Annotated in this window: 25 protein-coding genes and 1 riboswitch; of the genes, 14 read left to right on the top strand and 11 right to left on the bottom strand. The window is 70.5% G+C overall.

The annotated features are described in order from the left end of the window. Positions 1 to 8: 8 nt before the first annotated feature. Together ASD84_RS07605 and ASD84_RS07600 are read right to left on the bottom strand one after the other, a co-directional pair. Positions 9 to 1,697: a fumarate hydratase gene (locus ASD84_RS07605; protein ID WP_056708580.1), complete on the bottom strand. Its 1,689-nt coding sequence runs from the start codon at positions 1,695 to 1,697 to the stop codon at positions 9 to 11. A gap of 83 nt (positions 1,698 to 1,780) precedes the next feature. Next, positions 1,781 to 3,079, bottom strand: coding sequence for a choice-of-anchor P family protein (locus ASD84_RS07600; RefSeq protein ID WP_056708577.1), 1,299 nt, complete (start codon positions 3,077 to 3,079; stop codon positions 1,781 to 1,783). 187 nt (positions 3,080 to 3,266) lie between these two features. On the opposite strand from ASD84_RS07600, the gene ASD84_RS07595 reads away from it, so the two are divergent. Continuing rightward, positions 3,267 to 4,355: an NAD(P)-binding domain-containing protein gene (locus ASD84_RS07595; protein WP_056708573.1), complete on the top strand. Its 1,089-nt coding sequence runs from the start codon at positions 3,267 to 3,269 to the stop codon at positions 4,353 to 4,355. 12 nt (positions 4,356 to 4,367) lie between these two features. On the opposite strand, the gene ASD84_RS07590 is transcribed toward ASD84_RS07595, so the two are convergent. Genes ASD84_RS07590 through ASD84_RS07580 form a run of 3 tightly spaced genes read right to left on the bottom strand, consistent with a single transcriptional unit; the run spans position 4,368 to position 6,642 of the window. Next, positions 4,368 to 5,276 (bottom strand): sucrase ferredoxin, encoded by a 909-nt coding sequence (locus tag ASD84_RS07590; RefSeq protein WP_200954459.1) that lies wholly within the window; start codon positions 5,274 to 5,276, stop codon positions 4,368 to 4,370. Further along, the gene (locus tag ASD84_RS07585) at positions 5,273 to 6,403 is read right to left on the bottom strand and encodes a cupin domain-containing protein (protein WP_235531013.1); all 1,131 of its coding nucleotides are present in this window, start codon (positions 6,401 to 6,403) and stop codon (positions 5,273 to 5,275) included. The genes ASD84_RS07590 and ASD84_RS07585 overlap by 4 nt, the downstream gene beginning before the upstream one ends. Positions 6,404 to 6,405: 2 nt before the next feature. Then, entirely contained in the window at positions 6,406 to 6,642 is a 237-nt protein-coding gene (locus tag ASD84_RS07580) for a hypothetical protein (RefSeq protein ID WP_056708570.1), read from the bottom strand. Between the two features lie 126 nt (positions 6,643 to 6,768). After that, positions 6,769 to 6,879: riboswitch (TPP riboswitch) on the top strand. On the opposite strand from ASD84_RS07580, the gene thiE reads away from it, so the two are divergent. From thiE to thiC, 7 genes are all read left to right on the top strand, one after another. Further along, positions 6,868 to 7,497 carry a thiamine phosphate synthase gene (gene thiE, locus ASD84_RS07575; protein WP_200954457.1) on the top strand — a complete coding sequence of 210 codons (630 nt, stop codon included), beginning with the start codon at positions 6,868 to 6,870 and terminating at the stop codon, positions 7,495 to 7,497. Its footprint overlaps the riboswitch before it by 12 nt. A 5-nt stretch (positions 7,498 to 7,502) precedes the next feature. Then, positions 7,503 to 8,528 (top strand): FAD-dependent oxidoreductase, encoded by a 1,026-nt coding sequence (locus tag ASD84_RS07570; RefSeq protein ID WP_082573379.1) that lies wholly within the window; start codon positions 7,503 to 7,505, stop codon positions 8,526 to 8,528. Beyond that, positions 8,506 to 8,712 carry a sulfur carrier protein ThiS gene (gene thiS, locus ASD84_RS07565; protein ID WP_056708562.1) on the top strand — a complete coding sequence of 69 codons (207 nt, stop codon included), beginning with the start codon at positions 8,506 to 8,508 and terminating at the stop codon, positions 8,710 to 8,712. Before ASD84_RS07570 ends, thiS begins: the two co-directional genes overlap by 23 nt. A 67-nt stretch (positions 8,713 to 8,779) precedes the next feature. Next, positions 8,780 to 9,571, top strand: coding sequence for a thiazole synthase (locus tag ASD84_RS07560; RefSeq protein WP_056708559.1), 792 nt, complete (start codon positions 8,780 to 8,782; stop codon positions 9,569 to 9,571). After that, complete coding sequence (locus ASD84_RS07555) at positions 9,568 to 10,128, top strand: thiamine phosphate synthase (RefSeq protein WP_056708557.1); 561 nt, start codon at positions 9,568 to 9,570, stop codon at positions 10,126 to 10,128. The genes ASD84_RS07560 and ASD84_RS07555 overlap by 4 nt, the downstream gene beginning before the upstream one ends. After that, a complete protein-coding gene (locus ASD84_RS07550; protein WP_056708554.1) occupies positions 10,125 to 10,796 on the top strand; it encodes a bifunctional hydroxymethylpyrimidine kinase/phosphomethylpyrimidine kinase in 672 nt (223 codons plus the stop codon). The genes ASD84_RS07555 and ASD84_RS07550 overlap by 4 nt, the downstream gene beginning before the upstream one ends. After that, positions 10,793 to 12,502, top strand: coding sequence for a phosphomethylpyrimidine synthase ThiC (gene thiC / locus ASD84_RS07545; RefSeq protein ID WP_056708551.1), 1,710 nt, complete (start codon positions 10,793 to 10,795; stop codon positions 12,500 to 12,502). The genes ASD84_RS07550 and thiC overlap by 4 nt, the downstream gene beginning before the upstream one ends. Here thiC and ASD84_RS07540 read toward each other — a convergent pair. Continuing rightward, positions 12,460 to 13,944 carry a hypothetical protein gene (locus ASD84_RS07540; protein ID WP_056708549.1) on the bottom strand — a complete coding sequence of 495 codons (1,485 nt, stop codon included), beginning with the start codon at positions 13,942 to 13,944 and terminating at the stop codon, positions 12,460 to 12,462. The two genes, thiC and ASD84_RS07540, sit on opposite strands and share 43 nt — an antisense overlap. Positions 13,945 to 14,005: 61 nt before the next feature. After that, positions 14,006 to 14,677, bottom strand: a complete 672-nt coding sequence (locus ASD84_RS07535; protein ID WP_200954455.1) for a YdeI/OmpD-associated family protein — start codon at positions 14,675 to 14,677, stop codon at positions 14,006 to 14,008. A gap of 65 nt (positions 14,678 to 14,742) precedes the next feature. Here ASD84_RS07535 and ASD84_RS07530 point away from each other — a divergent pair, with 65 nt between their 5' ends. Next, positions 14,743 to 15,744, top strand: coding sequence for an asparaginase (locus ASD84_RS07530; RefSeq protein ID WP_056708544.1), 1,002 nt, complete (start codon positions 14,743 to 14,745; stop codon positions 15,742 to 15,744). Here the strand turns inward: ASD84_RS07530 and ASD84_RS07525 are convergent. Further along, positions 15,741 to 16,940 (bottom strand): DUF4032 domain-containing protein, encoded by a 1,200-nt coding sequence (locus ASD84_RS07525; RefSeq protein WP_056708541.1) that lies wholly within the window; start codon positions 16,938 to 16,940, stop codon positions 15,741 to 15,743. The two genes, ASD84_RS07530 and ASD84_RS07525, sit on opposite strands and share 4 nt — an antisense overlap. 117 nt (positions 16,941 to 17,057) lie before the next feature. Between ASD84_RS07525 and ASD84_RS07520 the strand changes: the two genes are divergently transcribed. The 4 genes from ASD84_RS07520 to ASD84_RS07505 are packed head-to-tail and all read left to right on the top strand — an operon-like array spanning position 17,058 to position 21,373. After that, on the top strand, positions 17,058 to 18,383 hold the full coding sequence (locus ASD84_RS07520; protein ID WP_056708539.1) for an extracellular solute-binding protein: 1,326 nt from the start codon (positions 17,058 to 17,060) through the stop codon (positions 18,381 to 18,383). After that, positions 18,380 to 19,318, top strand: coding sequence for a carbohydrate ABC transporter permease (locus tag ASD84_RS07515; protein WP_056708536.1), 939 nt, complete (start codon positions 18,380 to 18,382; stop codon positions 19,316 to 19,318). The genes ASD84_RS07520 and ASD84_RS07515 overlap by 4 nt, the downstream gene beginning before the upstream one ends. A gap of 1 nt (position 19,319) precedes the next feature. After that, entirely contained in the window at positions 19,320 to 20,165 is an 846-nt protein-coding gene (locus ASD84_RS07510; RefSeq protein ID WP_056708532.1) for a carbohydrate ABC transporter permease, read from the top strand. A gap of 8 nt (positions 20,166 to 20,173) precedes the next feature. Next, a complete protein-coding gene (locus ASD84_RS07505; RefSeq protein ID WP_056708529.1) occupies positions 20,174 to 21,373 on the top strand; it encodes an ABC transporter ATP-binding protein in 1,200 nt (399 codons plus the stop codon). 67 nt (positions 21,374 to 21,440) lie between these two features. Here the strand turns inward: ASD84_RS07505 and ASD84_RS07500 are convergent, their stop codons facing one another. Next, positions 21,441 to 22,370, bottom strand: a complete 930-nt coding sequence (locus tag ASD84_RS07500) for an alpha/beta fold hydrolase (RefSeq protein ID WP_056708527.1) — start codon at positions 22,368 to 22,370, stop codon at positions 21,441 to 21,443. A 58-nt stretch (positions 22,371 to 22,428) separates the two neighbouring features. On the opposite strand from ASD84_RS07500, the gene ASD84_RS07495 reads away from it, so the two are divergent. Next, positions 22,429 to 23,262, top strand: a complete 834-nt coding sequence (locus ASD84_RS07495; RefSeq protein WP_056914037.1) for an esterase/lipase family protein — start codon at positions 22,429 to 22,431, stop codon at positions 23,260 to 23,262. A 1-nt stretch (position 23,263) separates the two neighbouring features. On the opposite strand, the gene glpX is transcribed toward ASD84_RS07495, so the two are convergent. Continuing rightward, positions 23,264 to 24,277 (bottom strand): class II fructose-bisphosphatase, encoded by a 1,014-nt coding sequence (gene glpX, locus ASD84_RS07490; protein ID WP_056708522.1) that lies wholly within the window; start codon positions 24,275 to 24,277, stop codon positions 23,264 to 23,266. A 58-nt stretch (positions 24,278 to 24,335) separates the two neighbouring features. After that, a complete protein-coding gene (locus tag ASD84_RS07485) occupies positions 24,336 to 25,376 on the bottom strand; it encodes a sulfate/molybdate ABC transporter ATP-binding protein (RefSeq protein ID WP_056708518.1) in 1,041 nt (346 codons plus the stop codon). Positions 25,377 to 25,425 lie beyond the last annotated feature (49 nt).

Raw genomic sequence — 25,425 nt, 5'->3', positions numbered from 1 at the left:
CTCGCAGGCTATTCGGCCGAACGCACCCGGATGCTGCCGAGCGGGACGTTGACGGCACCCGAGGGATCGGTGAAGAAGTCGTTGCCCTTGTCGTCGACCACGATGAACGCGGGGAAGTCCTCGACCTCGATCTTCCAGACCGCTTCCATGCCGAGCTCGGGGTACTCCAGCACCTCCTGGCTGCGGATGCAGTCCTGCGCCAGTCGAGCCGCCGGGCCACCGATCGAGCCGAGGTAGAAGCCGCCGTACTCGGCGCACGCCTCGGTGACCTGCTTGCTGCGGTTGCCCTTGGCCAGCATGATCATCGACCCGCCCGCGGCCTGGAAGCTCTTGACGTAGCTGTCCATCCGTCCGGCGGTCGTGGGCCCGAAGGACCCGGAGGCCATGCCTGCGGGCGTCTTGGCGGGGCCGGCGTAGTAGACCGGGTGGTTCTTGAGGTACTCCGGCATCGGCTGGCCGGAGTCGAGCAGCTCCTGGATCTTGGCGTGCGCGATGTCGCGCGCGACCACGAGCGGCCCGGTGAGGGACAGGCGGGTCTTCACGGGGTACTGCGAGAGCTGGGCGAGGATCTCGCTCATCGGGCGGTTCAGGTCCACCTGGACCACCTCGCCGCCCGAGATGTCCTCGGCGACACCTGCGTCGGGCATGTACTGCGCGGGGTCGGTCTCCAGCTGCTCCAGGAAGACGCCGTCGGCGGTGATCTTGCCCAGCGCCTGGCGGTCGGCGGAGCAGGAGACGGCGATGGCCACGGGGCACGAGGCGCCGTGGCGGGGGAGGCGGACCACCCGGACGTCGTGGCAGAAGTACTTGCCGCCGAACTGGGCGCCGATCCCGAAGTCCTGGGTGAGCTTGAAGACCTCCTCCTCGAGCTCCAGGTCGCGGAACCCGTGGGCGCTCATGCTGCCCTCGGTCGGGAGGTTGTCGAGGTAGTGCGCCGAGGCGTACTTCGCGGTCTTGAGGGCGAACTCCGCCGACGTGCCGCCGATCACCACGGCCAGGTGGTACGGCGGACAGGCGGCGGTGCCGAGCGAACGGATCTTCTCGTCCAGGAACTCCAGCATCCGCTTCGGGTTGAGGACGGCCTTGGTCTCCTGGAACAGGAAGGACTTGTTGGCCGAGCCGCCGCCCTTGGCCATGAAGAGGAACTTGTACTCCGGGCCCTTCTCGCCCTGGGCCGTCGAGTAGAGCTCGATCTGGGCCGGCAGGTTGGTTCCGGTGTTCTTCTCGTCGTACGTCGTGAGCGGCGCGAGCTGGCTGTAGCGCAGGTTCAGCTTCGTGTACGCGTCGTACACGCCACGGCTGATCGCCTCGCCGTCGTCGGCGCCGGTGAGGACGCCCTCGGACTTCTTGCCCATCACGATGGCGGTGCCGGTGTCCTGGCACATCGGCAGCACGCCGCCGGCGGAGATGTTGACGTTCTTGAGCAGGTCGAGCGCGACGAAGCGGTCGTTCCCGGACGCCTCGGGGTCGTCGATGATCTTGCGCAGCTGCTTGAGGTGCGCCGGGCGCAGGTAGTGGCTGATGTCGTGCATCGCCTCTGCCGTGAGCTGCTGGATGGCAGCGGGATCGACCTGGAGGAAGGTCCTCCCGTCGGGTCCCTCGACCGTCGAAACGCCCTCGGTCGTGATCAACCGGTACGGGGTGTCGTCCTTGCCGGTCGGGAGGAGGTCGGAATACCGGAACTCTGCGTCAGCCACGACTACCGAGGATATCGCTGGTCCGGAATTGCGAAGGGGCTGGGTCGCATCGCGACCCAGCCCCTTGCGGGAAACTACTCTGTTCAGCCGGCAGCCGGCGGCGAGATCGCCGCGTAGGCCACGCCGGACTCGATCACGGCACCGACCGGGAGACCGGCCTGAGCGGTGTCGAGGGTGATCCGCAGACCGATGATCCGGTTCTGGTAGGCACCGCCCGCGGTGTTGGTCTCCTGGCGGTTGATCGCAATCTCGCCGACACCCGCGATGTTGATGATGGTGTTCGGGGAGACGTCGAGCGGAATCGTCTGACCGGCCACCGTGAGCCGGACCAGCTTCATCTGCATGCTGCCGGTGTACTTGCCCTCGTCACGCTTGATCGAGGTGATGACCTCGATGGCGTCCGCCTTCACCAGGCCACCGAGCAGGTTCAGCCCGGCGAGCTTGTTGGTGTTGGTGACCGAGGCGTTGCCGAAGGCGTCCTTGGTGGACGTCGTGGTCGAGGTGATCACGCCCGTCGTCAGGACTCCGGTCACGCGAGCGCTGAGGGTCGAGTTGGACAGCGTGCGGCCGTTGCTCGAGCCAGCCGGCGTCGCGACCCGAGCGGTCGGGTCGCTGACCACGGTCACGTCACTACCGACGTTGGCGTTGACGCGGGTGCCGTAGGCGACGCCCGCCAGGCCCGCGCCGGAGGCCGGGTCGACCTCGGAGAGGTAGTGGTTGACCGGGTTCACCAGGAGGGTCACGCCGGCAGGCTGGCCACCCATGGGCTGCAGCAGGGTGACACCAACGGCCCACCCGAGCGTTGCCGTGAGGCCGTCGACCTTGCCGTGAAGCGCGTAGTTGAGCGTGACGCTGGCGACACCCGGGATGGTGACCGAGTAGTTCTTCGGGATGTTCAGCGGCAGGTTGATGCCGGCGATCTTGATCCCGGCCAGGCTGCTGTTGGCGGTGAAGGAGTGCGAACCGTCCGCACGACCGGTCGTCGTGACGTTGGTTTCCACCGCGTCCGCGGTGATCAGGCCGCCGAGCAGGCTGACGTGCGCCGCACGCGCGAAGCTCTTCAGCGTGGTCGTGGTGTTGCCGAGCACGGTCGAGACGACCGCATCCGTCTTGGTCTGGACCGCGCCGATGTCGGCGAGGTTGAAGACCTTCACGGCTGCGGTGCTGTTGGACACGCTGCTGGACTTCGCGCCACCGGTGACCGACGACTGTGCCGTCAGGTCGGACTGGACGACGCCGTCATACAGCTTGACGTAGGTGGCCCCGGTGCTGGCGGCGTAGCTGTAGACGATGCCTGCAGCCTGAGCGGGCGCCGGAACGGCGACCAGACCTACGCCCAGAAGGACGAAGGTGAAAAACGAGACAAACTTCCGCGCGTTCACGGGACCCCATTCCCTTGATGGCAAGTATTGAGTTGGAAGGCTTTGGAGATCACTCTCCGCCTACCACTCCAAAAATCCGAGGACTTTCCAGAGATTTAACGAAGGTTAGCCATAGAAGGTCACGGCTGATCAATCGGCGGGTTTCAGTCGTGTGGCATAGACCGGCCGTTCCGGCTGTTCCACCACAATGCGCGTGTACGACGTCGTGGTGATCGGGGCAGGCCAGGCCGGGCTCTCTGCGTCGTACCACCTGACCCGCCTGGGGATCGATCACGTCGTGCTCGACGCCAATGCGCTGCCCGGCGGTGCCTGGCAACACCGCTGGGACTCGCTGAGCATGCAGGACGTGCACGGGGTGGCCGACCTGCCCGATGCGGCGGCACCGGGCGGCTCGACCGAACGGGCGAATGCGGTGCTGCCGGACTGGTTCGCGCGCTACGAGTCCGAGCGCAGGTTGCCGGTCGTGCGGCCCGTCCGGGTGGACCGGGTGACCTCCGAGGGAGACCTGCTGGTGGTGCACGCGGGAGCCCGGACCTGGTGGACCCGCACCCTGATCAATGCGACCGGCACCTGGACCCGGCCGTTCCTGCCGTCCTACCCCGGGGCGGCGTCCTTCCGTGGCGAGCAGGTGCACACGGCCGACTACCCGGGGCCGGAGCACTTCGACGGCAAGCGCGTGCTGGTCGTCGGTGGTGGGGCCTCGGCGGTCCAGTTCATCGGCGAGCTCGCGCCGCGGACCGACGTGCTCTGGGTGACCCGGCGTCCGCCCGTGTGGCGCGACCACTTCGATGCGCGCGCCGGTCGCGACGCGATCGAGCTGGTCCAGGAACGGGTGCGTGCCGGCCTGCCACCGGCCAGCGTCGTGAGCGTGACCGGCCTGGCCCTGCGGCCGCAGGAGCAGGAAGCGGCTCGGCTCGGCGCCTACGACCGCCGCCGTCCGATGTTCGCGCGGATCGAGCCCGACGGCGTCCGCTGGGCTGACGGCAGCTTCGAGCCGGTGGACGTGATCCTCTGGGCCACCGGCTTCCGGCCGGCCGTTTCGCACCTCGCACCGCTGCACCTGCGCAGCGACCTCGGCGGCATCGCGCTGCTGCAGGCGGGCGCCGACGTACAGACGGCCACGACGGTGGAGCGCGACCCGCGGGTGCAGCTGGTGGGCTACGGGCCCTCGGCGAGCACGATCGGCGGCAACCGGGCGGGTCGTGCCGCGGCGCTCGCCGTGAGCCGCCACCTCCGGGACCATCCGGTCGCCGCAGCGACGAGTGCCTCGGCCTGAGCCGCTGCTCCGCTACTGCTCTGGTTCGAGGGAGATGACCTCGTGCGCCGGGACGGGGTTGTCGCGGCTGGCCCGGCACGTGAGCTGCACGAGTTCGGCGCCCGCAGTCGTGCGCACCCGGACCCGCCACCGGGCACCACCGACGTCGAAGACCGCGTCGGTGACCTCGCCGTCGCGTCGGCGCGAGACCAGCCGGAGCGCGTCGGCGCGGGTCTCCTCGAGCTCACGGCGCAGGGCGATCTCGGCGAGCTGCACCGGCATCGCGTACGACGACCGGCCGCGCAGGTGGTCGAGATCGAGCCGGCTCGTGTCGTGGTCGCGCGCGATCCGGAGAGCGGCGTCAGGAGTCAGCCGGCCGTAGTAGAGCCCGTCCGGCAGCACCAGGAGGTTCGCGGCGAAGCGGTCGCCACCGATGTGGGAGACCTCCCAGGTCTCGTCCGGGTGTTCGGCCGCCAGTGCAGCGGCGACCGGACGTCCGCGCTCGGCGCAGCAGGCGTCATGCCTGCCGTGCGTGCACACGCAGAGCAGCCGGCCGTCGTATGGGGTGAGGCCGGGGGAGCGACCCTCGCTGAGGGCCACGAGGTCGAGGTCGGGCAGGTGGCTCGGGTCGTCCAGCACCGCGGTCTCCAGCCACGGCCGCGCGGGGCCAGCGAAGGCGGCGAACACCCGCGTCCCTTCCGGGTCCGGGGTGCGTCCGGGCCGACGGATGAGCAGCGGGCGCACGCGCGCAGTCCGGGCGGCGCGCGCGACGGCTTCGCCGAGCCCGGAAGGGAGCCTTGCGTCCAGCAGCGCGTCGGCACCCCACGGTCCGGTGTGCTCGATGAGCAGGAAAGCCCGCACGGTCGAGGCGGTGCCGGCCGCAGGCTCCTCCCGCAGCGCGCTGGCCACGGCGCACCGGAAGTCCGGGTCGCGCGAGGTCACCGGAGGACCTCGAGGAGTCCCTCCCGGACGAGGCGGCGGCAGAGCACCAGCCTGCTCTGGGGGTCGATGGTCCCGCCGAGGTCGGCGGGGCGGAGTGTCCGGCGGGCGCGGACCTCCTCCAGCGCCGGTCGCAGCCATCCCGGCACGTCGATCGACCGGTCGCCGAGGAGCACCTCGACCCGGTCCTCCCGGGGCAGGAGGACGCAGGGGTGGCCCGTGCGGCGGCGGAGACGGGTGTCGTCGTCGATCGCCCCGGCGGAGAGCACGTCGTGCAGCCCGCCGGCCAGGCGCGGGCTCCGGCTGGTCAGGAACCGTCGCACCTCCTGCTCGACGGCAGCGCCGGGGTCGAGCGCGCGGATGCGGTCCGCGAGCCCCTGGAGATGGTCGGCCAGCTGCGAGGCGAGCTGTGCGGGGTCGTCCAGGTGACCGGCGGGCAGGTGGGTGTCCGGCACCTCCGCAAGGGCGTCGGCCAGGCTGCGCTCGGCCAGCCCGCGCCACGTGAGCTGGTTGATGCCCAGGGTGACGTGGAGGGAGACGGTGTCCTCGGCGCGAGCGGCGTGCGGGGTCCCGGTGGGCAGGTACATCGACAGTCCCGGCTCGAGGAGCACCTCCTCGATGCCGTCGGGGCCTTCCACCTGCCATTGCTTGGACCCGGCGGTCTGGACCACGAAGACGTCGTGGGAGTCGGAGTGCAGGGCGAAGCCCTGCGAGCCCGGTGGGGTGAGGTAGGCGTTCGCCTGGCACGGGTGGCCCAGCTCGAGCTCGAGCTCGGCGACAAGGTCCGTCACGGGCTGCCAGTAGCGGTGGAGGCCCTGGAAGACGATGGTCGCGCCGCCGGCGAACAGGTCCAGTGCCTTGCGGGCGTCGACCAGGCCGGTGAGGGACTTCCCGGCGAGCGTCGCGCTGCGGGTGTAGGTGGACTCGGGCAGGACGGCGCCGTCCCGGGCCAGGCGGACCGACGGGGTGCGGATGGCCGAGGAGGTGAGCAGGGTGTCGGCGTCGTCGAGCGACAGCAGCCCGACGAGCCGGTCGGGATCAGTCCGGTGCAGGTGGACGCGGGACGCCCAGACCTTGGTCAGGAAGGTCTGGGCGTCGCCGCTGAGGAGGTCGAGCGCGGAGCCGGTCACGGTCAGGACGCGTCGCCGTCCGTGCCGTCGGAGTCCGTGCCGTCGGAGTCGGTGCCGTCGGAGTCGGTGCCGTCGGAGTCGGTCGTGTCACCGTCCGTGGTGTCCGTGGCGTCGCCGTCGGTCCCGTCGGCGTCCCCTCCGTCGGTGCCGTCCGCGTCTCCGCCGGGCTGGGGAGCGCTGCCCGTCGGGCTGGTCGTCATGTCGTCGTCGCTGAGCGGCTCTTCGGGTGTGGTGGTCACTGTTCCTCCTGGATGGGTGGATGGTCCTGACGGGCGTCCGCCGGACAGTCAGGCATTACCCGATCCGTCGACGACCCATCCCCCCTCCCGCCCCCGGACCTTGTCCACGGTGCGCTAGCGTGGTCGACGACCACCCACGGGAGTCCGCGGCAGCGGGCTGAGAGGGAGCTGCAGCCGCTCCGACCGTCACACCTGATCCGGATCATGCCGGCGAAGGAACGGACGATGATGACTGCCTTTTCCCACCCCTTGCACGGATCGCGCCGCCTCGGACGCGTGCACTGCCTGGTCTCCGACCGGGACGACCTCGCGCTGGTGGCGTCGATCGCCGCCGCAGGCGTCGACGGTTTCCAGGTCCGGGCGAAGGACCTCGGCACCCGTGACCTCGTTGCGCTGGTGCGCGCAGTCCGTGCCGCCGTCGCCCCACACGGCGCGACGGTGCTGGTCAACGACCGCCTCGACGTGGCGCTGGCGACCGGCGCGGACGGCGTCCACCTCGGCGCCGCCGACCTCGCCGTCGCCGACGCCCGTCGGATCGCGCCCCAGCTGGTGATCGGCGCAACCTGTCGCTCACGGGACGAGGTCGTCGCGGCGGCGGCGGAGGGTGCGGACTACGCCGGTGTCGGCCCCGTGTTCGCCACGACGAGCAAGCCCGGACTGCCCGAACCACTCGGAACCGCTGGCCTGCGGCACGTGGTGGGCGTGCTGCCCGTGATCGCGATCGGCGGGATCACCGCGGCCGACGCAGCCGCCGTCTTCGAGGCCGGTGCGTCCGGTGTGGCCGTCATCGGCGGCATCTGGCGCCCGCCCGATCCTGTCGTTGCAGCAGAGGAGCTCCTCGCGGCGATCGGGTGACCGGGATGCGTGTCACCGTGCTCGGCGCGGGGGTCATCGGCCTGACCGTTGCCGACGAGCTGATCCGCCGCGGGCACACCGTCGCGGTGGTCGACCCGCATCCGGCGCGCGGGGCGTCGTACGCCGCCGCCGGGATGTTGAGTCCGGCGGCCGAGGTGTGGCACGGCGAGGAGGAGATCCTCCGGCTCGGTACGGCGTCCCTCGCGCTGTGGCCGGCGCTCGCTGATCGGCTCGGTGTCGAGCTCCGCACCGCCCCCACCCTTCTCGTCGGGTACGACGCCGGCGACCTGCAGCAGGTCGAACGGCAGGCCGCTCTGGTCGGTGGCCTGGGTGGCCGCGCGACGCTGCTGGACCGCGCAGCGGTGCGGGCGTGCGAGCCGGTGCTGGCGCGGGTCGCGGGCGCGGCGTCCCTCGAGGGGGAGATGAGCGTCGACCCACGGGCGGTGTGTGCGGCTCTGCTGGCCCGGATCCCTGTCGTGTCGGGCGATCCGGGAGGTGCTGACGTCACCGTCGTCGCCACCGGTGCCTGTCTCCCGGAGCCGTGGGCCGGGCTGGTCCGCGGCGTACGCGGCGAGATCCTCCGGGTCCGGAGCGACGACCCGCCGACGCACACGGTGCGCGGCTGGGTCGGCGGCGAGCCGATCTACCTGGTGCCGCGAGGCAACGGGGAGGTCGTGGTCGGCGCCACCGCCGAGGAACACCAGGCGCCTCCGGTCGTGACGGCGGGCGGAGTCCACCGGCTGCTCACGGCGGGCCGCACCCTGTGGCCGGGACTCGATCGCGCCGAGCTCGTCGAGTCGACCGCCCGCGACCGGCCGGCGACCGCGGACGGTCGTCCCCTGATCGGTCCCAGCGGCGCCGACGGTGTCGTCCTCGCTGCCGGGCACCACCGCCACGGCGTACTGCTGGCTCCCCTCACGGCCCGCCTCGTGGCCGATCTCCTCGACGGCGCCGCGGTCGACCCCTCGGTCGACCCTCGGCGGCTCATCACTGCAGGAAAGGAACGACATGTCGATCACGCACAACGGTGAGGCGATGGCCCTGGAGGCCCGCGCGACCGTGGCGGACCTCCTGACGCTGCGCTTCGACGACCCGCGACCCAACGGCATCGCCGTCGCCGTCAACGGCGACGTGGTCCCCCGCGGGGACTGGGCGGGCTGGGTGCTCGCCGAGGGCGACGCGGTCGAGGTCGTGACGGCGGTGCAGGGCGGATGACCACCCCACGCGATTCTTCGCCTCCCCCGCTTCGCTCCTCCGCCCAACAAGTCGCGCGGGGACCCCGATGATCACCCCTTCGAGCGAGGACCTGCTGGTCATCGCGGGAGAAGTCCTGTCCTCCCGGCTCTTCCTGGGCACCGGCGGGCTCCCGCAGGTCGCCCTCGCCGCACCGATCCTGGCCGCCGCGGAGCCTGCGCTGGTCACGGTGTCGATCCGACGCACGTCGTCGGTCGCGGAGGGCGGACTCCTCGCCGTGCTGCGGGACGCGGGTGTCCGGTTGCTGCCCAACACCGCCGGGTGCCTGTCGGCCCGTGAGGCCGTGATCACCGCGGAGCTGGCGCGCGAGGCACTCGAGACCAGCTGGGTGAAGCTCGAGGTGATCGGTGACGAGCGGTCCCTGCTCCCGGACGTCGTCGAGCTCCTCGACGCAGCCGCCGAGCTGGTCCGCCGCGGCTTCACGGTGCTGCCCTACTGCACGGACGATCCCGTCATCGCCCGGCGACTCGTCGATGCGGGCTGCGCCGCGGTGATGCCGCTCGGGTCGCCGATCGGCTCGGGGCTCGGGCTGCTCAACCCGCACGCCATCGAGGCCGTTCGCGCCGCCGTGGACGTCCCGGTCGTGCTCGATGCGGGCGTCGGAACCGCCAGTGATGCCGCGCTCGCCATGGAGCTGGGCTGTGACGCCGTGCTGGCGGCCACGGCCGTCACCCGCGCCGACGACCCGGTCGCGATGGCCCGGGCGCTGCGGCTGGGGGTCGAGGCCGGGCGGCTCGCGCGGCAGGCCGGCCGGATCCCGCGGCAGGCGAACGCTCGAGCGTCCAGCCCGACGGCCGGCCGGATCGGGGCACAGGGATGAGCGCCCGCCTGCTCCTCCTCACGGACCGGACCCTCGTGCCACCCGGTCGCACGCTCGTCGACGTCCTGCGTGAAGCCGCCGGAGCAGGGCTCACCCAGGTCGTCCTGCGCGAGACCGACCTGTCGGACGGTGAGCGTCAGGACATCGCCGATGCCGCGCGTGGTCTCGGCCTCGCGGTCATCGCTGCGCACCGGCCGGTCATGGGGAGCGCTGGACTCCACGTCCCCGCCGGTGCCTCGCCGGGCCGGGCGACGCGCTGGGGGCGTTCGTGCCACAGCCGGGCCGAGGTCTCGCGCGCGGCGGGTGACGGCGCCTGGTGGGCCACCCTGTCGCCGTACACATGGACGGAGAGCAAGCCCGGTCACGGTCCGCCGCTGCCGCCCGACGCGTTCGAGAACCTGCCGCTGCCGGTCTACGCACTCGGAGGGGTCACTGCGGGCAATGCCGAACAGGCCCGCAAGGCGGGAGCGTACGGCGTCGCGGTGATGGGCGCCGTGATGCGGGCCGAGGACCCGGCGGCCGTCGTGGCCGACCTGCTGCGCGCGGTGGCTCCGTGAACCCGCCGGTCGTCGTCACCATCGCCAGCACCGACTCCGGTGGTGGCGCCGGGATCGCCGCGGACCTGACCACCTTCGCCGCGCTCGGCGTCCACGGCGCCTGTGTCGTGGCCGCGGTCACCGCCCAGGACACCACGGGCGTACGGGCGATCCACCCGGTGCCCTTCGACGTGGTCGCCGCGCAGCTCGACGCGGTGCTCGAGGACCTGGACCCGGTCGCGGTCAAGACCGGGATGCTCGGCACCGCGAAGGTGGTGCGACTCGTCGCCGAACGCTGCGCCGGACGGATCCTCGTCGTCGACCCGGTGATCGTCGCGACCTCCGGAGCCGTCCTCGCCGACGACGCCGTCGTGCGCGCCTACCGCGAGCACCTGCTCCCCGTCGCGACGGTGGTCACCCCCAACGAGGACGAGTTCCTCGCGCTCGGAATGCCCGTCCGGGCCGGGGTGATCGTGACCCGCGGCGGTGACATCCCGACCACCAACGACCACGGCACCGGGTGCACCCACAGCAGTGCGCTCGCCGCCCACCTCGCCCTCGGCGCCGACCTCCCGATCGCGGCGGAACGTGCCGCGGCCTTCGTCTCACAACAGCTCCATCTCGGCAAGAACTGGATCCTCGGCCGCGGCCGAGGACCCGTCGCACACATCCAAGGAGAACACCGATGACCGTCCACCCCGCCCACACCCGCATCGAGGTCGGAGACCTCGCGGTCCCCTTCACCCGTGTCGCATTGACCAATGGCGAGACCTTCGACCGCTACTGCACCGAAGGCCCCGGATCCGAGCCCGAACGCGGGCTGCCGCCGCTGCGCGCCGGCTGGATCGAGGACCGTGCCGACACCGGGACCTACGACGGCCGCGAGACCCAGCTGCTCGACAACGGCCGCGCGGCGCTGCGCCGCGGCGAGGCCCAGGGGGAGTGGGGCGGCGAGCGTCGGGCCCCGCGCCGCTCGACCGGTGCCGCCGTCACGCAGATGGCGTACGCGCGCGCCGGCATCGTCACCGAGGAGATGCGGTACGTCGCCGCGCGCGAGCAGTGCGACGTCGAGCTCGTGCGCAGCGAGATCGCCGCCGGCCGCGCGATCATCCCCGCCAACGTGAACCACCCGGAGTCCGAGCCGATGATCATCGGCAAGCGCTTCCTGGTGAAGATCAACGCCAACATCGGCAACTCCGCGGTCACCAGCAGCATCGCCGAAGAGGTCGACAAGCTGACCCACGCGATCACCTGGGGCGCCGACACGGTGATGGACCTGTCGACCGGCGACGACATCCACACCACCCGCGAGTGGATCATCCGCAACAGCCCCGTGCCCATCGGCACCGTGCCGATCTACCAGGCCCTGGAGAAGGTCAACGGTGAGGCCGACAAGCTCACCTGGGAGATCTTCCGCGACACCGTGATCGAGCAGTGCGAGCAGGGCGTCGACTACATGACCGTCCACGCCGGGGTCCTCCTCCGCTACGTCCCGATGACCGCGCGGCGCGTCACTGGAATCGTCAGCCGTGGCGGCTCGATCATGGCCGGCTGGTGCCTGGCCCACCACGAGGAGAACTTCCTCTACACCCATTACGACGAGCTCTGCGAGATCTTCCGTCAGTACGACGTCAGCTTCTCCCTCGGCGACGGACTCCGTCCCGGTTCGACGGCTGACGCCAACGACGAAGCCCAGTTCTCGGAGCTCAGGACCCTTGCCGAGCTGACGAAGCGCGCGTGGGAGCACGACGTGCAGGTGATGGTCGAAGGTCCGGGGCACGTGCCGCTGCACCTGGTCGAGGAGAACGTGCGGCTCCAGCAGGACTGGTGCCACGGCGCGCCGTTCTACACGCTCGGCCCGCTCGCCACGGACATCGCGCCGGGCTACGACCACATCACCTCGGCCATCGGCGCCGCGACGATCGCCATGCACGGTACGGCGATGCTCTGCTACGTCACGCCCAAGGAGCACCTGGGCCTGCCGAACCGCGACGACGTGAAGACCGGCGTGATCACCTACAAGCTGGCCGCCCACGCCGCTGACCTGGCCAAGGGCCACCCCGGCGCGCGGGACTGGGACGACGCGTTGTCGAAGGCCCGGTTCGAGTTCCGCTGGCGCGACCAGTTCGCCCTGTCCCTCGACCCGGTCACGGCCGAGGAGTTCCACGACGAGACGTTGCCGGCCGAGAACGCCAAGACTGCGCACTTCTGCTCGATGTGCGGTCCGAAGTTCTGCTCGATGAAGATCAGCCAGGACGTGCGCGACCGGTTCGGTGCGGACCTGTCACCCGAGGACGCAGCCCTCGGGATGAAGGAGAAGTCCGAGGAGTTCCTGGAGCTGGGCGCGTCGGTCTACGTGGAGCCGGACCTGACCGCGACCCGCAGTGCGCCGTAGTTCTCGTCGCTCGACACGCCACCGACCTGCACGTAGTAGGTCGTGCCGGACGCGGCGTCGAAGGTCGAGCGGGCCTGGAGGGTGAGGGTGACGAGGCCGGGTGCCAACGGACGCCACCAGTCGTCGTTGCACCCGTCCTCGACCGGCACGAGGGCCCCCGCCTCGTCGGCGACGTAGACGGCGATCGCGGTGTCGAACCGGGTGCCCGCGGTGTCGATGGTGGTCGGGCCGTCGCCCGTCACCGCGAACCAGACGGTGTGGGTCGCGCGGTAGTCCGGCTGGTCCTCCCACGGTTCCGTGCACGGGTTGGCCTGCTCGGCCTCAAGGGCGGAGCCGGAGGTCTGCAGGGTCGCGGTTCCGGTCAGGACGACGGCACCGCCGGGGGTGTCGTTGATCGGCGCCGGACCGGTGGGCGGCGAGCCGCCCCCTGTGTCGACCCTGCGGTGGTCAGCGCTGTAGGCGAAGCAGTCGAGAGCGGTCACCCGGCCGTCGGCATCGGTGACGTCGCCGGTGAGCGGTCCGCTGGTGATCGTGCTGCGCTGGGTCCAGGTGCCCGACAAGAGCGCCGACGGCGACACCGTCGCGCCGGACCAGGCAAGCGTCATCGTGGCATCGACCGGATCGCCCTGCAGGTTCGTGCCGGCCAGCTCCAGCGACGTTCCGTCCTCGATCTGCGCCAGCGTCACCGTGGTCACGCTGGAGTAGAACGCCCCGGAATCGTCGTCGAAGTTGTCCGGCGTCCCGGCGTCGTCGTACGTCGACAGCGTCACCACCCAGTCCTCGGTCGCCGTGTCGATCCACACCTCGTCGACCCGCGTGCCCTGTTCGACCGGGTTGCACCACGCCCCGGAGGTGCTGGCGCTCCTCACCTGCGCCTTCGGCTCGGACTGCCGGTCCATCGTCCGCGACACGACGGAACCGGTGCAGCCACTGACCTCCGCAGTGCTGCCGTTGTCGAACTCGAGGTGCGCGGTGCCCATGACCTCGAGTGCGCGGGCGACCGTCAGGTGCACTTCCTGGTCGTTGCTCGCCCCGGACCCGGTGCCAGTGCCGGTGTGGGTGACGGTCGGGTGCAGCTCGCTCACTTGGGCGGTGAGCGTCATGGTGCCCCGCCGGAAGGGCTGGCCGGGGAGCGGGAGGTACTGCCCCTGGGCGATCAGCCGCACCTGACCGTCGGCGTACTTGACCTCCCAGGGCGCTCCCGTCGGCGCGACGAAGTGCTCCGGGACCCAGTTGACGTTGCCGCGGTAGGTGTCTCCGTCCAGGAAGACGCCGATGTTGTGGGCGGGATCCGCACTGCAGTGGAACGAGTCGAGGAAGGGCTCGGCACCTGAGCTGGTGTCGGGGACGGCGGGCGCTGCGGACGTGACCGTGCCGACGATTCCGGCTGCCGTCAGGGTGAGGGTCGCAACTGCTGCGCGAAGCGCCCGCGAGAGCACCATCTCTCGACTCTAGGACTGCCTCGGGCTGATCGGGAGGGGCTGCTCCGTAAAGAAACGGCGGCTACAGGTCCGCAGCTCGGGCTGCGGACGCCGCCCGCTCGACCCACTTGGGGATTTCGCCGTAGCGCTGGCTGGGAATCATCCGGCCTGCGGCGGAATCCTCCACCAACTGGGCCATGCGGCGGTCACGGGTGGCCTCCTGCTTGGCGGTGAGCACCCAGTTGCTGCAGAGCTTGCGGTAGGTCCTGGTCGCTGTCTCCCAGAACGCGGTGGCGGCGGGGTCGGCGGCGAGCTGCGCGGCGTAGGCGTCGGGCAGGACGATCTCGCCGTCGACCTCGTGGGTGTACGGCGCCGGGTCGGTCCTGCGTTGCTCCCAGATGGCCAGCCCGCTCGGCTGCATGCGGCCTTCGGCCGTCAGCTGCTCGACGAAGTCGAGGTTGACCTTGCTCCAGTTGCTGGTCTTCTTGCGCGGGGTCCAGCGTTGCCGGACGGCGTTCTCGTCGATGCGTTGCGCGATCGAGTCGATCCAGCCCCAGCACAGGGCTTCGGGTACCGCCTGCGCCCAGGTCAGCCCGCCGTCCGGGACGTGCTTCTTGTTGATGCCCATCCACAGCTCGGTCGCGGTGTCGTGGTTCGCCGCCAGCCAGGCGCCGAACTCGGCGGCATCGGCGAAGAAGCGGGCGGGGCGCTCGGCGCTGCCGCCCATCCGGCCCGGTGACGTGTCCTTCGGCATGCCCCTCAGCCTGCCACCCGGCGCCGACAGGGACCATCGGTCGAGCGATCGGACAAGATGGCGCCATGAGTCTTCCTGTGGTGGCGATCGGTGCTCTCGGCGGCACGATCGCGTCGACGTCGACCGACGGCGCAGAAGTCGTGCCCACGCTGTCGGCGGCGTCGCTCGCCACCGCGGTGCCCGGGCTCTCCGAGATCGCTGACGCCCGGGTGGAGACACTCGCGATGCTGCCGAGCCCGTCCCTCGACGAACCGACCATCCTGCGGGCACTTCGCTGGGCGCAGGCCGCTGTCGACGCAGGAGCGACGGGCGTCGTACTCACGCAGGGGACTGACACCCTCGAGGAGGCGGCGTACCTGCTGGACCTGTTCTGGAACCTGCCGGAGCCGCTCGTGGTGACGGGCGCGATGCGCTCCCCGCAGGCTGCCGGTGCCGACGGTCCGGCGAACCTGCTCACCGCGGTGCGTTGTGCCCTCGCGCCGTCCTCGCGTGATCGCGGTGTCCTCGTTGCGTTCGACGACGAGATCCACCAGGCGCGTTGGGTGGCGAAGACCGACTCGATGTCGACCAGCGCCTTCCGTTCCGCGGTCTTCGGGCCGATCGGGCGGTGCGTCGAGGCCGAGGTCGCGTACGGCGTCCCGGCCGGTCGCGTTGCGCCCCTGCGCCTCGCGCTCGGTCAGGAGGCGGACGACCCCCGGGTGCCGCTGCTCGCCACCTACCTCGGTGACGACGGGTACGTCGTCGACGCCATCCGGCCCGACGACGTGGACGGGCTCGTGATCGCCGGTTTCGGTGCGGGCCACGTGTCCGCCGCGATGGCCGAGGCGGTCGGCCGGATCGCCCGGCAGGTGCCGGTCGTCTTCGCCTCTCGCACGGGCTCCGGCCCCACCGGGCGGGCGATGTACGGCTATCCCGGCTCCGAGATCGACCTCATCGCACGGGGTGCGGTCGGCGCCGGTTGGCTCTCGCCGGTCAAGGCCCGACTGCTCCTGTGGGCGCTGGCGCTGGGTGGTCCACCGAGCCGGCAGGACGTCATCGATGCGTTCGAGGTCCGCGGCCGCCCCTAGCTCAGGGGCGGGGTGTCGGACGGCCGGTCCGGCAGCACCGTGTCGACGTAGTCGCGGGCCGAGTCGAAGATGTTGACCTCGTGGCCGGCGAGGTCCGACAGCGCCCACCGGTGCTCCATCACCTCGTGGAAGAACTCTGCCGGTGAGATCTTGCGACGTTGGTCGACCGGCAGGATCTCGACGATCGGCGCGTAGATGGTGGTCAACCACCGCCGCGCCACCGTCTCGCGCTCCTCGTCGTCGTACCCACCGTGGGCGGTGAACGCGGCGAGGTCGTTGAGCAGCTTGCGGGCCTGGCTGTCCTCGACGTCGAGCCCGGTCAGCTGTCGCAGCTCGCGGCAGTGGTGTCCCGCTTCGACGACCCGGGGCTGGATCCGGACGCGGTCGGACCCGGCCTGGACGTCGAGCTCGTCGACGTCGAAGCCCAGGTCGTTGAGTCGTCCGATCCGCTGCTCGATCCGGTACCACTCGTCGGTGCCGAACTCCTCCGCCACGGTCAGCTCGTCCCAGAGCGCGTGGTAGCGCTCGCCGAGCTGGGTGACGATCTCGAAGCCGTCGACCACCACGTCGGTGTCGCCGCTGGCCTGCAGGTCCATCAGCTCGGCGAAGATGTTCTCCGTCGCGACGGTGACGTCGTGCTCACGCATCGCGTCCGACACGGAGTCATGGTGCTCGCTGGTCTCGGCATCGACGAGGTAGGCCGCAAATCCCCCAGCACTGCGGCGGAAAAGGGCATTCGACAGCGACACGTCGCCCCAGTAGACCCCGGCCAGGTGGAGCCGCACGAGGAGCACGACGAGCGCATCGATCAGTGCGGGCACCTGGTCCGGACGGAGGCCGTGCTGGAAGACGGTGCGGTACGGCAACGAGTAGTGCAGGTGCTCGGTGAGCAGGGCGGCAGGCAGCGGATTTCCCTCGACGTCGGTGCGTCCCCGCACCACACCCCGCGGTACGACGGCGGGCTGGCCGAGCCGTTGCAGGGTCCGCAGCATGTCGTACTCGCGCAGCGCGATCGCCTCCTCGGTCTCCTTGATCGCCAGGAACTGGTGGTTGACCTGGACCACCCGCACGACGTGCCGGGACAGGCCGAGGGGGAGCGGTACGACGTACTGCCTGTCCCACTCGGCGAGGGGCCTGGACCACGGCAATTGGAACAGCGCGGGGTCGGTGCGGGCGGCGACGACGTGGAGCGCCATGACCTGCAACCTACGCGTAAAGGATCGGCCCGGACAGACACCAGCCATGGACAACACCCCCTTTGCTGCGGTAGGCCTGAGTGACACAACCCACACTCGGAGGGGGTGGTCTGGTTGATGTTTTCGTCACGAGACAGACGACGTCGGAAGGTCGCGTGCGCGGCCTCGGCGGTCCTGGCGGCAGGCACCCTCGCTGCCTGCGGCGGGTCGGACAAGCCGACGTTGAACTGGTACGTCAACCCCGACGGCGTCCCCGTCTTCGAGAGGTATGCCGCGGAGTGCAGCACCAGCGACTACGACCTCGAGGTCCAGCTGTTGCCCACGGGCGCCACCGACCAGCGCACCCAGCTCGCACGCCGGCTCGCCGCGGAGGACTCGTCGACCGACCTGATGAATCTCGACCCGGTCTTCGTCGCGGAGTTCGCCAACGCGGGCTGGCTGAAGGAGGTCGAGGGCCCGATCGCGGACAAGGTCGCGGCCAGTGTCGAGGGCGATGGCGACTACCTCGCCGGCGCGGCCGACACGGTCACCTGGCAGGACGGGGTCTACGCGATCCCGCTCTGGGCCAACACCCAGGTGCTCTGGTACCGGAAGTCGCTCGCCGAGGCGGCCGGCCTCGACATGACCAAGCCCGTCACCTGGGACCAGGTGATCGATGCGGCGGCCGACAACGGCGGAACGGTCGGGGTCCAGGCTGACAAGTACGAGGCGTACGTCGTGTGGATCAACGCCCTCGTCCAGGGTGCCGGCGGCTCCATCGTCTCGGACACCGAGGCCGGCCGGGACGCCAAGGTCGAGATCGGTTCGGATGCCGGGCGGAAGGCCGCTGCGATCGTCCAGAAGCTCGCGGACTCGAGTGCTGCTCAACCGGACCTGAGCGTCTCGCGTGAGGGCACCAGCCTCGGTCAGATGTTCCCCGCGAAGGGACCCGGGGAGTTCATGACCAACTGGACCTTCGTCTACAAGAACTACGAGGGCCTCGTCGACACGCCGGGCGGGCCGACCAAGGACCAGTTCGCCGACCTCGGCTGGGCGCGCTACCCGGCGACGGTCGAAGGGGAGGAGTCCAGGCCACCCGTCGGTGGCATCGACATCGGGGTCGGCGCCTACTCCGAGCACCCGGACTGGGCCACCGAGGCCGCCGAGTGCATCACGTCCCAGCAGGCCCAGGTGGACCTGGCGCTCGAGGCGGGCCTGATGCCCTCGACGAACGCGGCGTACGACGAGGTCGCCGCCAGCGGTCAGTTCCCGAAGGACCTGATCGAGCTCTACCGGACCAGCGTCGACGAGGGTGGCCCCCGCCCGAAGAGTGCGTTCTACGCGATGATCTCCGGCGCCATCCAGTCCCGGTGGCACTCGCCGACCTCGGTCGACCCGGACAGCACTCCCGAGGACTCCGCGAAGTATCTCAAGGACGTGCTGGAAGGGAAGTCGTTGCTATGAGCACGGTCACCGCCCCCACCACCGGCAAGACCACCGGCAAGCAGGTCGCCAGCGACCGGGCCCGCGCCGAGACCCGGCTCGGGCAGAAGCTCGTGGCACCGGCCATCGTGCTGATGCTGCTGGTCACCGCGTTCCCGATGCTGCGAGCGATCTACCTCTCGACCTTCGACTACGCGTTGACCGCCCCGGACGACCGGGAGTTCATCGGCCTCGGCAACTACCTCACGGCGCTGGGTGACCCGCTGTTCTGGCAGACCACCGGCGTCACGGTGCTCTACATGGTGGTGACCGTCGCGGTGGAGCTCGTCATCGGCTTCATCTTCGCGATGGTGATGCACCGGGTGATCTTCGCCCGCGGCGTGATCCGTACGTCGATCCTGATCCCCTACGGGATCATCACCGTGGTCTCGGGCTTCGCCTGGCAGTTCGCCTTCTCGTTCCAGAACGGCTTCATCAACGGCTGGCTCCCGTTCATCGGCGACGACTTCAACTGGTTCGGCGAGACCACGCCCGCCGTGGTGGCGATCATGGTCTCCGAGATCTGGAAGACCACGCCGTTCATGTCCCTGCTGCTGCTCGCCGGACTGGCCCAGGTCAGTGAGGACATGGTGGAGGCCGCGAAGGTCGACGGCGCGACCTGGACGCAACGCCTGGTCAAGGTGATCCTGCCGAACATGCGGGCCGCGATCATGGTGGCCGTCCTGTTCCGCGCCCTCGACGCCTACCGGATCTTCGACAACATCTTCGTGATGACGGCCGGTGCCGTGAAGACCGAGTCGATCAGCTTCCTGACCTACCGCCAGACCATCGAGCAGTTCCAGCTCGGCATGGGCTCGGCGTTGTCGGTGCTGCTGTTCCTCTCGGTGCTCCTGATCGCGTTCGGCATCGTCAAGCTCTTCCGCGTCGATCTCGCCCAGGCACGACAGGAGTCCTGACATGAGCAACCGCATGGGAAACCGCGTCGGCATGGTCGTCGGCTGCGCGCTGATCATGATCTGGTGCCTGCTGCCGGTGGCCTGGGTCATCTCCCTGTCGTTCAAGTCCGAGACCGCGATCACCAACGGCAGCCCGGGATTCTTCCCGGCCGACGGTGGCGGTGCCGGATGGGACAACTACCAGGCCGTGTGGGACAACGAGCAGTTCCGGCGAGCGATCTTCAACTCGATCGGGATCAGCCTGATCGCCACGATCCTCTCCGTCGTGGTGGCCACGCTGGCGGCGTACGCGATCGCCCGCCTCGAGTTCACCGGCAAGAAGCTGGTGCTGTCGCTCTCGCTGGCGATCGCGATGTTCCCGGTGGTCTCGCTGGTGGGTCCGCTGTTCGACCTGTGGCGCGCGATCGGGCTCTACGACACCTGGCCGGGACTGATCATCCCGTACATGTCCTTCACGCTCCCGCTGGCGATCTGGACGCTGTCGGCCTTCTTCCGCGAGATCCCGTGGGAGATGGAGCAGGCCGCCCAGGTCGACGGCGCGACGTCGTGGCAGGCGTTCCGCAAGGTGATCGTCCCGCTCGCGGCGCCCGGTGTGTTCACGGCGGCGATCCTGACGTTCTTCTTCGCCTGGAACGACTTCGTCTTCGGGATCTCGCTCACCTCCACGGAGAACGCCCGCCCGATCCCCGCGTCCCTGTCGTTCTTCGTCGGGGCTGACCCGTTCAACCGGCCGGCATCCCTGCTGGCCGCGGGAGCCGTCATCGCCACGATCCCGATCATCATCATCGTCCTGATTTTCCAGCGCAAGATCGTCGCCGGCCTGACCTCCGGCGCAGTGAAGGGGTAGGGGTTCCGATGGCCGCGATCACGATGAAGAACATCGTCAAGAAGTACGGCGACGGCTTCCCGGCCGTGAACGACATCTCCATCGATGTCGCTGACGGGGAGTTCATGATCCTCGTCGGGCCCTCGGGCTGCGGAAAGTCCACGCTGCTGCGGATGATCGTCGGACTGGAGGACATCACCTCCGGCGACATGTTGATCGGCGAGCGCCGGGTCAACGACCTCGCGCCGCGCGATCGCAACCTGGCGATGGTCTTCCAGAACTACGCGCTCTACCCGCACCTGACGGTCTACGAGAACATCGCGTTCCCGCTCCGGCTGGCCAAGAAGCCCGAGGCCGAGATCGACAAGCTGGTCCGCGACGCGTCGAGCACGCTGGAGCTCGACGAGCACCTCGACCGCAAGCCGGGCAACCTGTCCGGTGGCCAGCGGCAGCGGGTGGCGATGGGACGGGCGATCGTCCGCCAGGCCGACGCCTTCTTGTTCGACGAGCCGCTGTCCAACCTCGACGCCAAGCTGCGTGGCCAGATGCGCACCGAGATCGCACGCCTGCAGAAGCGGCTCGGCATCACCACCGTCTACGTCACCCACGACCAGACCGAGGCGATGACGCTCGGTGACCGGGTGGCCGTCCTCAAGCGCGGGATCCTGCAGCAGCTCGCCACCCCGCGCGAGCTCTACGAGAACCCGGGCAACCTGTTCGTGGCCGGCTTCATCGGCTCCCCGCCGATGAACTTCCTCCCGGCCACGGTGGAGGGCACGTCGGTGCAGCTGCCCTTCGGCAAGGTGGAGATCCCGCCGGACAAGGCCGAACGGGTCGCCGGACGCGGCCTGCTCATCGCGGGCATCCGCCCCGAGCACTTCGAGGACGCCTCCCTGGCGAGCGCCGATGCGCGCCCGGGCTCGACGTTCCGGGCAAAGGTCGACGTCGTGGAGTGGCTCGGCAACGAGACCTACGCCTACATCCCCTTCGAGTCCCCGGACGAGGTGACCAAGCAGCTCCAGCAGCTCGAGAAGGACCTCGACGGCGAGGCGATGCGCACCCAGCTGGTGGTCTCGCTCGACGGTGCGAGCCGGATCAAGGAGGGCGAGGAGGCCGAGATCTGGGTCGATGGCCGCCGGATCCACCTGTTCGAGCCGTCGACGGGCGAGAACCTGACGGTGGACCTCGAACACGCCGGACGGGTGCTGGGGGCGACTGCGTCTGTGTAACTCGGTGGTCGAGGAGGCCTTTGGCAAGACCCGCGTGTTCGCCGCGCCTTGGTGGCGTCTCGAGACCTCAGCCCGCGCGGTTCGCGTTGCTCCGGATGGCTGCGGTGTAGGTCGGGAAGAGAGCGGCGGGCATGTCGTGGCCCCAGCCGTTGATCAGCGTGATCCGCGCGCCCGGGATCGCGGCTGCGGTCGCGCGCCCTCCCGAGACGTGCACCATCTTGTCGGCGAGGCCGTGCATCACGAGCGTCGGGACGGTGAGGCCGGCGAGTGCCCGGGTGCGGTCGTCCTGGGTCAGCACGGCCATCATCTGGCGCAGGACGCCGGCGCGGGACACCCCGCGGTCGAAGGTGTCCCCGGCCCGCGAGCGGAGCTTCTCCTCCGTCTGGGGATGGCCCGGTGATCCGATGATCTTCCAGACCGCGACGCTGCCCTGGATGTAGGCCTCCCGCTCCGGGCCTCGCTTGGCGATGAGGGTCGGGATCAGGCTCGGGTGCTGGCGCCCGACGCTGCGGCGTCCCGTGGTGGACATGATGCTGGCCAGGCTGCGCACCCGCTCGGGTGACTCCAGGGCCATGGTCTGCGCCACCATGCCGCCCATCGACACTCCTGCGACGTGCGCCGACTCGATGCCGAGGTGGTCGAGCAGGCCGAACGCGTCGCCCGCCAGGTCGGCGATCGAGTACGGCGCCCGGGTCGGTGCGCCGACGAAGGCGCGGACCAGGTGGCCGCGCCGCACCCGGCCCGGACTGCGCGTGGAGTGGCCGGTGTCCCGGTTGTCGTAGCGGATGACGTAGAAGCCCGCCGCGGCCAGCTGGGTGCACAATTCCGGGTCCCACCAGGTCATCGGGCCGCCCAGGCCCATCACCAGGAGCAGCGGGTCGGCCGCTGGGTCGCCGAAGGTCTGGTAGCACAGCTCGATGCCGGCCGTCACTGGCGCAAACAGCTCATCCGAGATGGTCACTTCGGGCGGGATCGACTCCGTCGGAGGGTGGGACATGCCCACCAGTGTGCCGAATTGCGAGTAGTTGCTCATTCAACTGGGTACCGTCTGTGATGTGAACGACACGATGGCGCCCTGGTTGCTGCCCGACGGCTACGGCCGTCCGGCCCTGGCCGCGCTCCTGCGCGAGGGCAGCGTGGTCACCGAGGCCGGCCGCTTCGCGGTCCGCCGTGGCGCCGCCCGGACCACCCGTCGTCGTACTCCGTTCGCCGGAGGGGCCGCCGCTCGCGCGGCCGAGCCGGTGCTGCTCATCCCCGGCTTCCTCGCCGGTGACTGGACCCTGGCTGCGATGAACAAGGAGCTGCGGGAGCGTGGGTTCCGCACCTACCGCTCGCACATCCATGCCAACGTCAACTGCACCCTGAAGTCGGCCCTCGACCTCGAGGTGCGCCTGGAGCAGCTCGCCGAACGCCGCGGAGCCCGCGTGCAGATCGTCGGCCACAGCCTGGGCGGCATGATCGCCCGCGGACTCGCCGCTCGCCGCCCCGACCTCGTGGCCGGCCTGGTCACGATGGGCAGCCCGATGCGCGCCCCCGCCGCCCACCACGCCCTGCTCACCCGCGGCGTGCGCGCCCTGAACCGGCTCTCGGACGTCGGCCTCCCCGGCGTCATGAGCACCGACTGCGTCAGCGGCGAGTGCGCCCACCTGAGCTTCGTCGAGTCCCAGGAGCCGCTGCGCGCGGACGTCTCGATGACCAACATCTACTCACGCCGCGACGGCATCGTCGACTGGCGTGCCTGCATCGACCCCGACGGCCGGGCCGTCGAGGTGCGTGCCTCGCACGTCGGCCTCGCCGTCGACCCGCGGGTCATCGACATCGTCTCGTCGTCGCTGCTGCAGCAGAGCGCGGCGAACGCGCGTCAGCTGATCGACGTCGCGACCGCCTGAATCAGTCGAAGTCGATGCTCGAGAAGCCGCGGAGCTTGGAGAGCTGGTGCTCGGAGGTGATGGTGCGGATCGTTCCGCTGCGCGAACGCATCACCAGTGACTGGGTGGTGGCGCCGCCGGCGCGGTAACGCACGCCGCGGACCAGCTCGCCGTCGGTGATGCCGGTGGCGACGAAGAAGCAGTCGTCGCCGGTGACCAGGGTGTCGGTGGTCAGGATGAAGTCGGGATCGAGGTTGTGGCCGGCGTCGATGGCGCGCTGGCGCTCCTCGTCGTCGGTCGGCCAGAGGCGACCCTGGATCGTGCCGCCGAGGGCCTTCATCGCGCAGGCGGAGATGATGCCCTCGGGGGTGCCGCCGATGCCGAGCAGCAGGTCGATGCCGGTGTCGGCGCGGGCGGCCATGATCGCGCCGGCGACGTCGCCGTCGGAGATGAACTTGATCCGGGCTCCGGTGGCCCGGATGTCCTCGACCAGCTGGTTGTGGCGCGGGCGGTCGAGCAGCACCACGGTCACGTCGGACGGGTTGGAGCCCTTCGCCTTCGCGACCTGGTGGATGTTCTCGGCGACGGGGTAGCGGATGTCGACGACGTCGGCGGCCTCCGGACCGGTGACCAGCTTCTCCATGTAGAACACGGCCGACGGGTCGTACATCGTGCCGCGCGGGGAGACGGCGAGGACGGCGATGGAGTTGGCCATGCCCTTCGCGGTCAGCGTGGTGCCGTCGATCGGGTCGACGGCGACGTCGCACTCGGGTCCGGTGCCGTCGCCGACGGACTCGCCGTTGTAGAGCATCGGCGCGTTGTCCTTCTCGCCTTCGCCGATGACGACGGTGCCGTCCATGCCGATGGTCGAGATCATCACGCGCATCGCCTGCACGGCGACGCCGTCGGCGCCGTTCTTGTCGCCGCGGCCGACCCACCGGCCCGCTGCCATCGCTGCGGCCTCCGTGACGCGGACCAGCTCGAGGGCAAGGTTGCGGTCGGGGGCGGGCGGCTCAACGGCGAGGGCGTCGTTCATGGGGCGAACCTTATCTGGACGAAGCGTCGAGTCGTGACTTGTCGCGCGCGTGCCGCGGTCAGTGTGCGTAGACGTCGACCTCGGTCGCCTTCACCACGAAGGTCGCGGCCACCCCGGGGGCCAGTGCGAGCTCCGCCACGGAGGCCAGGGTGACGTCGGCGGCGAGGTCGCCGGCACGGATGCGTACGACGTCGCCGATCGGTTCGAGCTCGGTGATCTGCACCGGGATCGCGTTGCGCGGGCTGCCGCCCGGCGCCTCGCGGTGCACGGCCACGGCGGACGGCCGGAAGACCGCGACGGCTGCCGAGCCGTCGGTGGGTCGCGGGTCGGCCAGGGTGCCGTGCAGGACGGTGCCGTCGGGTCGTCGTACTCCGTCGGGGGTGGCGAGGCCGGCCACCAGGTTGAGGCCGGCGAAGCGGGCGGCGAAGGCGCTCCGCGGCCGGGAGAGTACGACGTCCGCCGGGCCTTGTTCGGCGATCCGGCCCCCGTCCATCACCACGACCCGGTCGGCCAGGAGCAGCGCGTCGAGGACGTGGTGGGTGACGATCACGGTGGTGCGGTCGGCGAGGACCTTGCGCAGGAGCTGGCGGAGCGCGGGCGCGACGGAGATGTCGAGGGCGGCCATGGGTTCGTCGAGCAGCAGCAGTCGCGGCTCGGCGGCGAGGGCTCGGGCGACGGCGACCCGCTGGGCCTGGCCCCCGGAGAGCTGCGCGGGTCGGCGCCCGGCCAGCTCGCTCGCGTCGACCTCGCTGAGCCACCGTTCGGCCGTGGTGCGGGCCTCCCGGCGTCCGGCGCCCGTGCTGCGGGGGCCGAACGCGACATTGTCGAGGACGGTGAGGTGGGGGAAGAGCAGCGCCTCCTGGGCGAGCAGGGCGGTGCGCCGGGCGTGCGGGCGGACCCAGCGGCCCGGGCCGGTGACCTCCTCGCCGTCGATGACGACGCGACCGGTGTCCGGACGCAACAGTCCGGCCAGGACTGCCAGGGCAGTGGACTTCCCGGCGCCGTTGGGGCCGAGCAGGGCGACGGTCTCGCCCTCGGCCACCTCGAACGCGACGTCGACGCCACGGTCGGCGAGGGTCACCTCGATGAGAGCGCTCATCCGGGGTCCCCGCGGTGTTGTTCGGGGGAGCGAAGCGGAGGAGAAGAAC

Origin of the sequence: Nocardioides sp. Root682 (assembly GCF_001427795.1) — a bacterium.
GTDB lineage: Bacteria > Actinomycetota > Actinomycetes > Propionibacteriales > Nocardioidaceae > Nocardioides.
The sequence above is the reverse complement of the archived record's forward strand: the minus strand, read 5'-3'. Positions and strand labels throughout refer to the sequence as shown.